Origin of the sequence: Mesorhizobium sangaii, from assembly GCF_014207355.1 — a bacterium.
Taxonomy (GTDB): domain Bacteria; phylum Pseudomonadota; class Alphaproteobacteria; order Rhizobiales; family Rhizobiaceae; genus Mesorhizobium; species Mesorhizobium sangaii.
In genome coordinates this window covers 840,141-853,577 of record NZ_JACHEF010000001.1, presented here as the reverse complement: position 1 = coordinate 853,577, position 13,437 = coordinate 840,141, and the positions used below count along the sequence as shown (strand labels likewise).

Below are 13,437 nucleotides of genomic sequence, written 5' to 3'. Positions count from 1 at the left end.
GCGATGCCGGCCGATCAGCGGCCGCGATTTGGCGGACTTGTTTCGGAGGGCGGCATTCGCTTTGCCGCATGGTCGCAAGCCGCCCGCCGGCTCTGGGTCTCGATTTTTGACGACCAGGGCAACCGGGAAATCGAAAGGCTTGAGCTACAGCCCGAAGGCGACGGCGTGCATGCGCTCTTCGTCGCTGGTCTTGGCCCCGGTATCCGCTACGGGTTTCGCGCCGATGGCGACTATGCGCCGGATCGCGGCCTGTGGTTCGACCCCGAAAAATTGTTGACCGATCCCTACGCCCTCGAAATCGACAGGCCGTACGCCTATGACTGGCGGTTGACCCGGCGCCGGGGCGAGGGCCTCGATACCGCGCCGCTGATGCCGAAGGCGGTTGCCGCAGCCTTGCCAAAACCCGTGCCGGCTGTGCCGCCGCTGTTCCAGCCCGGCGGCCTGATCTACGAAGTGCCGGTGCGCGCCTTCACCATGCTGCATCCGGACATTCCGGAGAAGTTGCGAGGCACGGTCGCTGCTCTCGCTCATCCCGTGGTTATCGAGCACCTGAAAAAGCTTGGCGTCAGTGCCGTCGAACTGATGCCGGTGACGGCGTCGATCGATGAGCGGCACCTGCCGCCGCTCGGGCTGCGCAACGCCTGGGGCTACAATCCCGTCACGTTCATGGCGCTTGATCCACGCCTTGCACCGGGCGGCATCATGGAATTGCGAAACACGGTTGCCGCGCTGCGGCAGGCCGGCATCGGCGTCATTCTGGATCTTGTCTTCAACCACACCGGCGAGAGCGACCGGCTCGGGCCAACGCTGTCGCTACGCGGCTTCGACAACCAGGCCTATTACCGGCACACGCCGGACGGCAGGCTGGTCAACGACACCGGGACGGGCAACACGGTGGCATGCGACCACCCGATCACTGGGGAAATGGTCCTCGACACCCTTCGCCATTTTGTCCGGGATGCCGGTGTCGATGGCTTCCGTTTCGACCTGGCGCCCATTCTGGGACGCGTCGAAGGCACATTCGACGCCGAGGCGCCGTTGCTGAAGACAATGGGCCAGGACGCGCTGCTGGCCGATCGCGTGCTGATCGCCGAACCTTGGGACATCGGTCCCGATGGCTATCAGCTCGGCAACTTTCCGCCGCCTTTCCTCGAATGGAACGACAAGTATCGCGACGACGTCAGACGCTTCTGGCGCGGCGACGCCGGCGTGGTCGGTGCACTGGCGACCCGGCTCGCCGGTTCGTCCGATGTGTTTGCCACGAACGGACAAAGCGCCAGCCGCGCGGTCAATTTTATCGCCGCCCATGATGGCATGACGCTGGCCGACATCGTACGCTACGAGCGCAAGCACAACGAGGCCAATGGCGAGCAGAACCGGGACGGCCACAATGATAATCTGTCCTGGAACAATGGCGTAGAAGGTGATGCGGACAAGCCGGCCGTAGCCATGGCGCGCCTCAACGATCAGCACGCGCTGCTCGCCACCTTGTTTGCCTCGCGCGGCACCATCATGCTGACGGCCGGCGACGAATTCGGCCGCAGCCAGAAGGGCAACAACAACGCCTATGCGCAGGACAACCAGATCACCTGGCTCGACTGGGCAGGGCGCGACCAGGGGCTGGAGCGTTACACGGCGCTGCTTTCGACGCTGCGCCGAGCGGTGCCGGCACTCTCCGATGCGCGCTTTCTCACGGGCCAGCCACCAGCTGATTCCGACATGCCGGACGTCGCATGGCTGACCGAAACAGGCTCGCCGCTCGACCAACACAGCTGGCAGGATCCGCTGCGGCACCGTCTGGTCATGATCCTGGGGGGCGCAACCGATGACGAACGCCGTCTCGCGGTGCTCGTCAACGGCGATCGTCGGGCCTGCATGTTCACGCTGCCGCAGCGCGAGGGATTTTTCTGGGAGCCGGCCATCGAAACGGCTGAGGCGGCCGACATCGAGCGGCCGGTATCGGGGCGGACGGTGATCTTCATGATCGAACGCGCAGCCGCACGGGCCGGCACAAGGGAGAAGCGCAATGGCGGCAGGTGACCGGATCGGATGGTGGCGTGGCTGCGTCATCTATCAGATCTATCCGCGCTCCTTCCAGGATACGACCGGCGACGGCAGCGGCGATCTACGCGGCATCGCCAACCGTCTGGAGCATGTCGCCTCGCTTGGTGTCGACGCCATCTGGCTGTCGCCCTTCTTCAAGTCGCCGATGGCTGACATGGGCTACGACGTGTCGGACTATTGCGCCGTCGATCCGATGTTCGGCGGCATGGAGGATTTCGATGCGCTGGTCGCCGAGGCGCACCGGCTCGGCCTGAAAGTCATCATCGACCAGGTGCTGTCGCACTCATCCGACAAGCACGAATGGTTCGTCGAAAGCCGCGCCAGCCGCGACAACCCCAAGGCCGACTGGTATGTCTGGGCCGATACCAAGCCCGATGGCGGCGCGCCCAACAACTGGCTCTCTGTCTTCGGTGGCCCGGCCTGGGAGTGGGATTCGACCCGCCGGCAATATTACTTGCACAATTTCCTCGCCTCTCAGCCGGATTTGAATTTCCACAATCCGGAGGTCCAGGACGCGCTTCTGGAAACGGTGCGGTTCTGGCTGGAGCGTGGCGTTGACGGCTTTCGGCTCGACACGGTCAACTACTATGTCCATGACCGCTGGCTGCGCAGCAATCCACCCTTGGCGTCGAGCGTCGCCGGCACCAACAGCGAGACCAACACCTACCTCTACCAGGAACATCTGTTCGACAAGACACAGCCGGAAAACCTGGTGTTCCTCAAGCGCTTCAGGGCGCTGCTCGACGAGTACGAGGACCGCGCCGCCGTCGGCGAAATTGGCGATGAAGGCCGCTCGCTGCAGACGCTCGCCGCCTACACCACCGGCGGCGACAAGCTCCATATGTGTTACACCTTTGACCTGCTTGGCCCACAGTTCTCGGCGGCGCATGTGCGGGGCTGCGTCGAAGCCTTCGAGGCAGCCGTGTCCGACGGTTGGGTCTGCTGGGCGTTTTCCAACCATGACGTGGTGCGCCATGTCAGCCGCTGGACGAGGCCGGGCAGCGATCCCGACACGGTCGCAAGATTCTCGATCATGCTGCTCTCCTGCCTGCGCGGATCGATCTGTCTCTACGAGGGCGAGGAACTCGGCCTGGAGGAGGCGGAACTCGCCTTCGAGGATCTGCGCGATCCCGTCGGCATCCGCTTCTGGCCAGGCGTCAATGGCAGGGATGGTTGTCGCACGCCGATGGTCTGGGAGGCCGGTGCCGACAATGCGGGCTTCTCCACCGGCAAGCCGTGGCTGCCTATACCGGCCAGCCATCGCGCCCGCGCGGTCGACGTCCAGAACGCCGACACGGCCTCGGTGCTCGCCTTCTATCGGAGCATGCTCGCTTTGCGCAGAGGCCATCCGGCACTGGTCGGCGGTTCGATCCGGTTTCTCGACGCGGAAGACGAAATTCTCGCCTTCATCCGCGAAGACGGCGGTGAGAAACTTCTCTGTGTCTTCAACTTCGCCGAGGAGCCGGCGTATTGGCCGTTGCCGCTGGACACCGGAGCTGTCGTGGCTATTGACGGTGGCACCGGGGTTGTTGAAGAGGGCCAGATCTCGCTGTCGGCGATTGGCTGTTTCCTTGGTCAGCTGAGCTGATTTGGCGTCTCAGCCGCCGCTTGCGACGCAAGTGATCCACTTGGGCTGCAAATGCCTTATTGAACGAGAACCGCGCGCCCGCAGGTCGCACCGGTGACGCGCACATCGGCTTGGCCGACGCCGACGCCAAGCGCTGAAAGCACGTTGTAGAGCAGGTCGTCGACCGGCGCCGTTACGCCGTTCAGCACGGCCACGACTGCTGGCTTGACCGTTGCGAGCAGGGCGGTCAGATCGATCCCGAGACCGAGCGCATTGACCGAAAGCGACAGGTTGCCGACCAGCGACGTGGTCAGCGACTGCGAGATGTTGCGCGTCGAAACGGTCTTGACCGTCTTGTTGGCGATGTCGGTCGCATTGAAGGTCAGCGTCGTCGGGCTGTTGTTGGTGATCGCGGTGGCGGCGGAACCCATCACCTGTATCAGCGGAATGTTGATCAGCAGCAGGTGGAGGCTCACATCGGCGATCTCTGCGTCGGTGAACGTCTGCGGCTGACTGAAGTCGCCCAAGCCTGAACTGTTGCTGTTGGCCAGATGCAGCGAGGCGATACCCGGGTGCGCGGCCATGGAAACATTGATGCTGGAAGGCCCGGTCGGACAGGTGATGTCGGTCAGCTTGGCTTCGGCATAGGCGACTTCCACATTGAGCGGCAGATTGACGGCCAGCAGGCTGATACCGCCGCCGAGACCGGGCGTGCCGACACCGACGCTGGCCACAAGTTTGATGCGCGTCTGGGCGGTGCGCACCACGGTTCCGATGCCATCGACCGCAAGCCATGGCGAGGATTGCATCGGCTCGCCAATGGCAATGGTCAGCGCGGTGGACAGAAGCCCGGGTACGGTGGCTCCGAGATTGACCTGGGCCTGGTTGGTGCCGTTCGCCAGCACGGCGGCAGCGGTCAGCATGCCCATGGCGCTGGCGTCCACTCCAAGGCCGGCTGGCCTTTGCCCGAGGGCCAGGCTGCCGACGGAGCCGAGATCGACGAGCTTGTTGAGCGGGATCTTGAAAGTGCTGGTCGACTTGGACGCGATCGACTGCAGCGCCACCTTGGCCGTATTGCCAAGCCCGGGCACGTTGGCCATGGCGGTGGCGATCTGGCCGACGGTCGCTTTCGATGCCAGCACGTCCGAATAGGTGACGCCGGTCAGGCTCAATTGTGTGGCAAGCCCGTCTATGAACGAGAGCACGCTGACATCGGCCGAGATCAACCCGTTGTAGTCCATGACGCTGAGCGAGATGTTGCCGCCGAGCAGCCCGCTGAGGAGCGCGTTGAGAATGCCGCCGTTGACGCTGAGCAACCTCGACCCAACCGAGAACGTCGCCTGCGGTGTCATGCTGGCGGTGGCCTCGGTGCCGATGACGGGAGTGGGGAGCAGCGAACTCGCGAAATAGCGGGCAGGGATTTTCTTCAGGGTGACGTGGACGGCATTGTAGGGCGTTACGCCGGACTGGAAGCGTTGGCTGACGGTGGCGGTTGATGCGGCGTAGCGCCCGGGCGTGACCGACACGACGGTTTTGCCGACGGCCGGCGCGATCGTTTCTCCCGAGCCTTGAACGACTATGCCCGGCATGCCGTTGTCGGTCAGCGTGGTCACGACAGCGGCGTCGACGTTCGGGATGTTCGATGCGGCCGTGATCGCGGCAAGGTCCACCATTGCCTGGGCTTCGCGGCGCTCGGCATAGATCGAGGCTTCGTCGATGGCCACCGCAGCCAGCGCCAGCGCGACCGGCGCGCTCAAGGCCGTCATCACGGCGAAATTAGCCTGTCTGTCGGCCAGCATCGATCGGGCGAGCTGGCCGATCGCATTGCAGGCCCGCAGCAGCATTCAGATGCCCCCGACCCTTATCGTTGACTGACGCTTGATCGTGTTGCCCGGCATGGCGATGCCCGGGAAGAGATTCCAGATCGGCAGGTTGCGGGCATCGTACTGTATGGAGACCACGAACTGGCTTCCGTCGGCCGTGCTGTCGTTGGCCTGGTAGGTCAACTTGCTGGCATCCACGAAGGGATATCCGCCGGCATTGTTGGTCACGAAGCTGGCGACCAGCGTCTGGCGCTCGGTCTGGTTCAGTCCGGCAATTGCGGTGCGGGCCGCATCCGCCGCGATCTGCTGGATCGAATTGGCGGCGCCAAAATATATACCGTATGCAACCATTCCGAGCAGCAGGAGGATGAAGATGGGCGAGAGCAGGGCGAACTCAACCGCCGAAGTACCGGATTCTTCTTGAAAGTTCCGTGTTATCTGCCGGATTCTTATTGATTTACTTGACCGGGTACTCATGACTGCCACGCGTCTGAGATAGAATCGTATAGAAGGTAGCCGTAATGTAACCTCTGGTTGCTTAAGAACGCATTAACACATTCCGGCAAACTGGCGCGGCCACATGTTCCCGGTGAAGAATGGCGTCGAGGTGAGGAAACCAAGTCAAGCTTCTGGTTTCGGCTGGTGTTTCGGCCGTCACGACACAGTTTTCGTCCCGCCTTACTTTGGGTGACCCAGAGAGTCTGTTGAAATAAAAATTCTCCGCGTTAGTGTCTGGGCACCAGCCGCAGGAAGGGAACCGGCGGCGCGCTCAAAGGGGTCAGACATCGGCTCCGGGGCGTCAACACTTAAGGGCGCGCCGACGGCAGCGCCGACAGGGAGAACTTCATGCTGAAAAACATGCTGAAGGCGACTGTGTTCGCCACCACCATGACGCTGGCCGCAGGCACCTTCTACACGCCGGCTTTCGCCGAGAGCGTCTATAACCGTGGCACCGCCGCCGAATCGGAATCGGTCGATCCGCACAAGACTTCGACCGTCTATGAAGCCAATGTCTTGCGCGACCTGTTCCAGGGCCTGGTGATGCAGGACCAGAAGGCCAACCTCATTCCAGGTGCCGCCGAGAGCTGGACTGTATCGGACGACGGCACCGTCTATACGTTCAAGCTGCGCAAGGACGGCCAGTGGTCGGATGGCAGCCCGGTGACGGCAGATGATTTCGTCTACGCCTTCCATCGCCTGGAAGATCCGGCGACCGGCGCTGAATATGCCTCCATGCTCTATCCTGTGAAGAACGCCGAGGAAGTCAACACCAAGAAGGGCAAGCCGGAGGACATGGGCGTCAAGGCGATCGACGCCAACACGCTGGAGGTGACGCTGAAGGCGCCGACGCCTTACTTCCTCGAGATGCTCACCCACCAGGCGACCTATCCGGTCAGCAAGGCCTCCATCGAAAAGCTCGGCGCCGACTGGATCAAGCCGGGCAATCTGGTGTCCAACGGCGCCTATACGCTGGCTGAGTGGGTTCCCAACGACCACATGAAGCTGGTCAAGAATCCGAAATTCTGGGACGCCGCGAGCGTCAAGTTCGACGTGGTCAACTACATTCCGACCGAAGACCGCTCATCGGCGATGAAGCGCTTCGAGGCTGGCGAACTCGACAGCTACGACGATCTGCCGACGGAACAGCTCGCCGACCTCAAGACCAAGTTTGGCGATCAGATCCACGTCGGGCCGTATCTCGGCACCTACTATTACGCGATTAAGACCGACAAGGCGCCTTGGGACAATGTCGAGCTGCGCAACGCCATCTCAATGGCGATCGACCGCGATTTCATCGCCGAAAAGGTCTGGCAGAACTCGATGCTGCCTGGCTATTCGATGGTGCCTCCCGGCATTGAGGGCTACACGCCGGCAATGGCCAAGTATGCCGAGATGCCGCAGATCGACCGTGAGGACGCGGCCAAGAAGGTCCTCGAAAAACTCGGCTATACGCCCGAGCATCCCTTGAAGATGGAGATCCGCTACAACACCTCGGAAAACCACAAGAACACCGCGGTCGCCATACAGGAACAGCTGAAGCCGCTCGGCGTCGACGTCACCCTGCTCAACACCGACACCAAAACCCACTATTCCTTCCTCGAGCAGAAGGGCAACTATGACGTGGCGCGTGCCGCCTGGATCGCCGACTACAAGGATCCGGAAACCTTCCTCGGCATCTCGCGCAAGGCGAGCGGCAACAACTATTCGAACTACAACAGCCCGAAATACGAAGAGGCCATGGACAAGGCTGCCGCCGCCGGCGGCAAGCCCGAAGAGCGCATGAAGGAACTCGCCGACGCCGAGCGCATCCTCGTCGACGACGTCGGCCAGATTCCGCTCCTCTACTACAGCTACCACGATATCGTTTCCTCGAAGCTGCATGGCTTCGTCGACAACGTGATGGATGTGCATCCGTCGCGCTTCGTCAGCAAGGACTGATCCCTGGCCAAGCCGCCGCGCATCCAATGCGCGGCGGCGCTGGTTTGCCATCGCATCGGCCCGGGAACCGGAATCGATTTTCGGCATGTCGGTGCGAAGATTTGAAAGCTAGAGCGCAATCGTCCAAATGGACGCGCGCTGCTCTGGATCAAGCGGGGCACCGATGCTGCGATATGTATTAAGGCGGCTTTTGACCGCCATTCCGACGCTGTTCGTCATCGTGACCATGGCGTTTTTCCTGATGCGCGTCGCGCCAGGTGGCCCTTTCAACCAGGAGCGGGGACTAAGCCCCGAGATCAGGGCCAATCTCGAAGCCCAGTTCGGCCTCAACGACCCGCTCTGGCTGCAATTTGTCCACTATCTCGGCAATCTGCTGCGCGGCAATTTCGGCCCGAGCTACAACATGCCGGATTTCACCGTCACTGAGCTGTTCGCCAAGGGCCTGCCCATTTCGGTTCAGCTCGGCGCCTCGGCGCTCTTCCTTGCACTTCTGCTCGGTTCCGTGCTCGGCACCGTTGCCGCGCTCAACCAGAACAAGCTTGGCGACTATACGGTGATTGCGCTGGCGACCGCCGGCAGCACCATCCCCACCTTCGTCATCGCACCGGTGATCCAGCTTTTGTTCGGGCTGACCTGGAAGCTCCTGCCGATCGGCGGCTGGGGCGATGGCGCCTTCATCAACAAGGTCGGCCCGGTGCTGACGCTCGCTCTGCCGCAGATCGCCATCGTCGCCCGGCTCATGCGTGGCTCGATGATCGAATCCTTGCGATCCCATCATATCCGCACCGCCCGCGCCCTCGGCCTGTCCGACTGGTCGGTGGTGGTCAAGCACGCGCTGCGCGGCGCCATCCTGCCCATCGTCTCCTTCACCGGCCCCGCAGCCGCGGCGCTGCTGACCGGCTCGGTCATCGTCGAGACGATTTTCTCCATTCCGGGCGTCGGCCGCTATTTCGTCGATGCCGCGCTCAACCGCGACTACACGCTGGTGATGGGAACGGTGGTGGTGATCGCCATCTTCACCATCGTCTTCAACCTGATCGTCGACGTCATGTACGCGGTCGTCGACCCGAGGGTGCGCTATGACTGACATTGCAGCCACGGCTCCCGCCGTCATCGGCCGCTCGCTCTGGGGAGATGCCTGGGCGCGCCTCAAGGCTAATCGCGCCGCCATGTTCAGTCTATATTACCTTGCCCTGATCGGTGTCGTCAGCGTGTTCGGGCCCTGGTTCGTACCGCATCAATACACAACCATTTATGCCGACTATGTGCGCATGCCGCCAAGCCTGTCGCCCTATCCCAAGGCCGAGATGATCGAGACGGCGCTCACCGAAGCGATCAAGCGCATGCGGGTCGACATCAAGGAATGGCGGCAGGAAGGCAATCAGGTCTTCGTCACCGTCAAGTCGACCAAGCCGATCGACGACCGCAACATCCGCTATCTCGACCGTTCCGACGCCTTTGACGACACCAAGATCGAGAGCAAGTCGCCAGACGGGCTCGAAGTGACGATGAGCGCCTCGGTCAAGCAGCAGTATTTCCTGTTCGGCACCGACAACACCGGCCGCGATCTGCTGTCGCGCACGCTGATGGCCGGGCGCATCTCATTGGCCATCGGTCTGCTCGCGGGCGTCGTGGCGGTGGTCATCGGCGTGGTCTACGGCGCTGCGGCCGGCTTTGCCGGCGGCAAGGTCGACGAGGTGATGATGCGCATCGTCGATGTGCTCTATTCGCTACCGTTCATCTTCTTCGTCATCATGCTGGTGGTGTTCTTCGGCCGCAACTTCGTGCTGATGTTCCTGGCCGTCGGCGCCGTGCTGTGGCTCGACATGGCCCGCATCGTGCGCGGCCAGGCGCTGTCGATCCGCCGCCAGGAATATGTCCAGGCGGCGGAAGCCATGGGCGTCGGCCAGCGCGGCATCCTGCTGCGCCACGTCATTCCCAACCTGCTCGGTCCCGTGGTGATCTACATGACGCTGCTGGTGCCACAGGTCATCATCCTGGAGAGTTTCCTGTCGTTCCTCGGGCTCGGCGTGCAGGAGCCGATGACCAGCTGGGGCGTGCTGATCTCGGTCGGCGCCAAGAACATCGGCACCGCCAACTGGCTGCTCCTGTTTCCCGCTTTCTTCCTCGTCTCGACGCTGTTCGCCCTGAATTTCGTCGGCGACGGCCTGCGCGACGCGCTCGACCCCAAGGACCGCTGAGATGGCTGCTTCCGAAACGATCCTCAGCGTCAAGGACCTGCGCGTCCGCTTCCGCACGCTCGACGGCGCGGTCGAGGCGGTGAAGGGCATCAACATCCACGTCGATGCGGGCGAAACCGTTGCCGTGGTTGGCGAATCCGGATCCGGCAAGAGCCAGACGATGATGGCGGCGATGAGCCTGCTGGCATCGAATGGCGAAGCCACCGGCAGTGTCGACTATCGCGGCCGCAACCTTCTGACCTTGAGCAAATCCGAACTGAACAAGGTCCGCGGCGCCAAGATCAGCATGATCTTCCAGGAGCCGATGACCTCGCTCGATCCGCTCTATTCGATCGGCAACCAGCTGATCGAACCGATTCGCCGGCATCGGGGCCTGAATGCCGCCGAGGCGCACGAAGAAGCGCTCAAGCTGCTGCGCCTCGTGCACATCCCCGATCCGGAGCGGCGGATGAAATCCTATCCGCACGAAATGTCGGGCGGCCAGCGCCAGCGCGTCATGATCGCCATGGCGCTTGCCAACGACCCCGACATCCTGATCGCCGACGAGCCGACAACGGCGCTCGACGTAACCATCCAGGCGCAGATCCTGATGCTTCTGGCCGAGCTGCAACGCAAGCTCGGCATGGCGATCGTCTTCATCACCCACGATCTCGGCATCGTCCGGCGCTTCGCCGACCGCGTCTATGTCATGCGCCAGGGCGAGGTCGTCGAGGAGGGGGAGGCGGAGGCCATCTTCGTCAATCCGCAGCATGCCTATACGAAAATGCTGCTGGCGGCCGAGCCGACCGGCAGCAAGGCGCCCCCGCCCGCCAGTGCCCCGGTGGTGCTCGAAGGCAGGAATGTCGAAGTGACATTCAGGATCGGCGGCGGGTTTCTTGCTGGCGAGCCGCTGATGCTGCGCGCCGTCGACCACATCTCGATCCGGCTGCAGCGCAACCAGACCATCGGCATTGTCGGTGAATCCGGATCGGGCAAATCGACGCTCGGCCGCGCCTTGCTGCGGCTGTTGCCGAGCGATGGCGTCATCCGTTTCGGCGATCGCGACATTTCCACTGCCAACCGACAGGCGATGCGGCCGCTGCGGCGCGAGATGCAGCTGGTCTTCCAGGACCCGTTCGGTTCGCTGTCGCCGCGCATGACCGTCGGCCAGGTCATCACCGAAGGATTGCTGGTGCATGAGCCGAACCTGTCGGGCAAGCAGCGCGATCAACGCGCGGTCGAGGCCTTGAACGAAGTCGGCCTCGATCCCAACGCCCGCAACCGCTACCCGCACGAATTCTCCGGCGGGCAACGGCAGCGCATCGCCATCGCCCGGGCCATGATCCTGAAGCCCAAGCTGGTGGTGCTGGACGAGCCGACCTCGGCGCTCGACCGCTCGGTGCAGAAGCAGATCGTCGAACTGTTGCGCAAGCTGCAGGCCGACCACGAACTGTCCTACCTCTTCATCAGCCACGATCTCTCGGTCGTGCGCGCCATGGCCGACTACATCATCGTCATGAAGCAAGGCAAGATCGTTGAGGAGGGGCCGACGGAGGCGATCTTTAGCAATCCCCAGCACGCCTACACACAGACGCTGATGGCCGCAGCGATCGACGTCACACGCTTCAGACTGAGCGCCTGAGGCTCAAGCTCACTGCGATGGCAAGGTGCATCTGCGTGCCCTGGCGCTGACGAGAGCCTCTTCCTGCTGCTTCAGGCGGTCGATCCTGGCCGTTTCACGGTCGGTGACCACGGTTTTCACGCGTGCGCCGCCCAGCAGCCAGCGCGGGACGCTGGCGTTGGCCACCTTGCCGCGGGTGACCGCGGTTTGCGAGATGTCACGAGCGACGCCGCCCAGCGCCCTGTTGAGCTCGGTGCAGCTCATGCTGTCGTATTTCGCCGGATCGACGGATCGGCCGATCGAGGAACAGCCGGCGACCAGAAATAGGGTAATCACAAGGACCGGTGGCGAGGCTGTCGTAGAAATCAGATTCATGTCCTCACCCCGGCATCGCCATTCACTGGCTCTATCATATGCAACGAACTACCTAGAGCCGACGGCCATCTTCGTCAAAGTTTCCGATCGCTGCGGAACCCATCGCAGAGCCGAACCCATCGCCCAAGAACACACGGGGGTTCCCGCAAATTTCAGGAACGTTCTCGGTCACTCGAAGTTGATGTCCGTCGAGTGCACTAAAACAATGACTGGTAAACGGGAAAGCCCGTCCCGGCTGACGCTGGGGCGGGCTTTCTTTTAGTGTGCGGTTAGGCAGGCGGCGGGCGATCAGTAGCCGTCGTTTTCGATTACCACGGGGTGGTGACGGTAGTGACGGTGAGTGGAAACGGAGCCCGTCACGACGACCGTATCTGGGCGATGATGTCGCCTTACAACGACGGTGTCTCGATAATGATGCCGGCGGCCATGATCGTAGAACGCAACTTCGCCATGGCGGCGGTGATGCAAGCGCTGACCGTCCTCGTTGATGATCCTGACGCTGTTGTGGTGTCGATGGTGGGTTCTGATAACCACATCGGCCTCGGCTGCCGAAGCTATCGCCGGCAAGCCGATGGAAAGCGCCAACGCGCACATGATCATTGTTTTCATTGCAGTTTATCCATTTCCTGAAGTTAGCCCTTCGTTTGGATAACTGCCTATGATCACTTTGGTTCCGGCCTTCTTGGGCCTGAAACACTTGCGGCAAGTCGAAATACGGGCGATCGCATCGCCTAGGGCTGAGAAGGGGCGGCCTCTCGCTGATGGTACTTGCAAAGAACGATGCGTCTCGACGCGTCAGTCTCGCTCACGTCGGGCAGCACAACGATCTGCCCCCAAAAATCGCAATATCTGGCTACTGCCCCCGGCAGTTCCTTGGCGCTCATGCCAGAGATAATAACGACATCACCTTCGCCGCAGTTGGTCTTTCCAGAGAGCCGCGCTGCCGCCGCCACTATCTTGCATGACCGCTCGTCGTTTGCTTGCGAGGGCGAGCAGCCGCAGGCAAGCGCAACTGCCGTCGTCAGAACGAACCTGCGCATGATGGCTCCGGACCTGACCGGCATTCCGTTGCCAGCGTCAGGATAAATATGCTCTGCGGCTAATGTAATAGCAATTCGACAGGTCTTTGCTTCATCTCCCTAGGCGACGGAACATTAGGCGGGGCTAACAGTTCTATTTCTCACAGCAGGCACCGTGGCTCGGCGTCTGCCGACGACTAGCCGGCACAAAGGCTGGTCGGCCCGCATACTCCTCCAGAGGCGCGGGCTTCCCCAGGCAACAGGAGAACGATCATGAACAATATCATTTGGCTCGTTGGAGCAGTGGTCATCGTGATAGCGATATTGAGCTTTTTTGGCCTTCGATAAA

At 62.2% G+C, this 13,437-nt stretch carries 11 protein-coding genes; 6 read left to right on the top strand and 5 right to left on the bottom strand.

Annotated elements, in window-relative coordinates; all coding sequences use genetic code 11:
- The first annotated feature begins 3 nt into the window (after window positions 1–3).
- Entirely contained in the window at window positions 4–2,040 is a 2,037-nt protein-coding gene (glgX, locus tag HNQ71_RS04330) for a glycogen debranching protein GlgX (protein WP_184871330.1), read from the top strand.
- On the top strand, window positions 2,027–3,652 hold the full coding sequence (gene bglA / locus HNQ71_RS04325; RefSeq protein ID WP_184871329.1) for a beta-galactosidase BglA: 1,626 nt from the start codon (window positions 2,027–2,029) through the stop codon (window positions 3,650–3,652). Before glgX ends, bglA begins: the two co-directional genes overlap by 14 nt.
- Window positions 3,653–3,708: 56 nt before the next feature.
- Here bglA and HNQ71_RS04320 read toward each other — a convergent pair whose 3' ends face one another.
- Together HNQ71_RS04320 and HNQ71_RS04315 are read right to left on the bottom strand one after the other, a co-directional pair.
- Window positions 3,709–5,475 (bottom strand): Tad domain-containing protein, encoded by a 1,767-nt coding sequence (locus HNQ71_RS04320; RefSeq protein ID WP_184871328.1) that lies wholly within the window; start codon window positions 5,473–5,475, stop codon window positions 3,709–3,711.
- On the bottom strand, window positions 5,476–5,931 hold the full coding sequence (locus HNQ71_RS04315) for a TadE family protein (RefSeq protein WP_210333732.1): 456 nt from the start codon (window positions 5,929–5,931) through the stop codon (window positions 5,476–5,478). It lies immediately after the preceding gene.
- A 369-nt stretch (window positions 5,932–6,300) separates the two neighbouring features.
- Between HNQ71_RS04315 and HNQ71_RS04310 the strand changes: the two genes are divergently transcribed.
- From HNQ71_RS04310 to HNQ71_RS04295, 4 genes are all read left to right on the top strand, one after another.
- The gene (locus tag HNQ71_RS04310; RefSeq protein WP_184871327.1) at window positions 6,301–7,893 is read left to right on the top strand and encodes a peptide ABC transporter substrate-binding protein; all 1,593 of its coding nucleotides are present in this window, start codon (window positions 6,301–6,303) and stop codon (window positions 7,891–7,893) included.
- 163 nt (window positions 7,894–8,056) lie between these two features.
- Entirely contained in the window at window positions 8,057–8,980 is a 924-nt protein-coding gene (locus HNQ71_RS04305) for an ABC transporter permease subunit (protein ID WP_184871326.1), read from the top strand.
- Window positions 8,973–10,094 (top strand): ABC transporter permease, encoded by a 1,122-nt coding sequence (locus HNQ71_RS04300; RefSeq protein WP_184871325.1) that lies wholly within the window; start codon window positions 8,973–8,975, stop codon window positions 10,092–10,094. The genes HNQ71_RS04305 and HNQ71_RS04300 overlap by 8 nt, the downstream gene beginning before the upstream one ends.
- A 1-nt stretch (window position 10,095) precedes the next feature.
- Window positions 10,096–11,715: an ABC transporter ATP-binding protein gene (locus HNQ71_RS04295; RefSeq protein ID WP_184871324.1), complete on the top strand. Its 1,620-nt coding sequence runs from the start codon at window positions 10,096–10,098 to the stop codon at window positions 11,713–11,715.
- A 9-nt stretch (window positions 11,716–11,724) separates the two neighbouring features.
- On the opposite strand, the gene HNQ71_RS04290 is transcribed toward HNQ71_RS04295, so the two are convergent.
- From HNQ71_RS04290 to HNQ71_RS04280, 3 genes are all read right to left on the bottom strand, one after another.
- Window positions 11,725–12,069 (bottom strand): hypothetical protein, encoded by a 345-nt coding sequence (locus HNQ71_RS04290; protein WP_184871323.1) that lies wholly within the window; start codon window positions 12,067–12,069, stop codon window positions 11,725–11,727.
- 288 nt (window positions 12,070–12,357) lie between these two features.
- Window positions 12,358–12,678 (bottom strand): hypothetical protein, encoded by a 321-nt coding sequence (locus HNQ71_RS04285; protein WP_184871322.1) that lies wholly within the window; start codon window positions 12,676–12,678, stop codon window positions 12,358–12,360.
- 122 nt (window positions 12,679–12,800) lie between these two features.
- Entirely contained in the window at window positions 12,801–13,109 is a 309-nt protein-coding gene (locus tag HNQ71_RS04280) for a hypothetical protein (RefSeq protein WP_184871321.1), read from the bottom strand.
- Between the last annotated feature and the right edge of the window lie 328 nt (window positions 13,110–13,437).

Excerpts from the sequence above, each read along its gene's own strand:
- glgX (WP_184871330.1), top strand. The coding sequence starts at position 4 with ATGCCGGCCGATCAGCGGCCGCGATTTGGCGGACTTGTTTCGGAGGGC.
- bglA (WP_184871329.1), top strand. The coding sequence starts at position 2,027 with ATGGCGGCAGGTGACCGGATCGGATGGTGGCGTGGCTGCGTCATCTAT.
- HNQ71_RS04320 (WP_184871328.1), bottom strand. The coding sequence starts at position 5,475 with ATGCTGCTGCGGGCCTGCAATGCGATCGGCCAGCTCGCCCGATCGATG.
- HNQ71_RS04315 (WP_210333732.1), bottom strand. The coding sequence starts at position 5,931 with ATGAGTACCCGGTCAAGTAAATCAATAAGAATCCGGCAGATAACACGG.
- HNQ71_RS04310 (WP_184871327.1), top strand. The coding sequence starts at position 6,301 with ATGCTGAAAAACATGCTGAAGGCGACTGTGTTCGCCACCACCATGACG.
- HNQ71_RS04305 (WP_184871326.1), top strand. The coding sequence starts at position 8,057 with ATGCTGCGATATGTATTAAGGCGGCTTTTGACCGCCATTCCGACGCTG.
- HNQ71_RS04300 (WP_184871325.1), top strand. The coding sequence starts at position 8,973 with ATGACTGACATTGCAGCCACGGCTCCCGCCGTCATCGGCCGCTCGCTC.
- HNQ71_RS04295 (WP_184871324.1), top strand. The coding sequence starts at position 10,096 with ATGGCTGCTTCCGAAACGATCCTCAGCGTCAAGGACCTGCGCGTCCGC.
- HNQ71_RS04290 (WP_184871323.1), bottom strand. The coding sequence starts at position 12,069 with ATGAATCTGATTTCTACGACAGCCTCGCCACCGGTCCTTGTGATTACC.
- HNQ71_RS04285 (WP_184871322.1), bottom strand. The coding sequence starts at position 12,678 with ATGAAAACAATGATCATGTGCGCGTTGGCGCTTTCCATCGGCTTGCCG.
- HNQ71_RS04280 (WP_184871321.1), bottom strand. The coding sequence starts at position 13,109 with ATGCGCAGGTTCGTTCTGACGACGGCAGTTGCGCTTGCCTGCGGCTGC.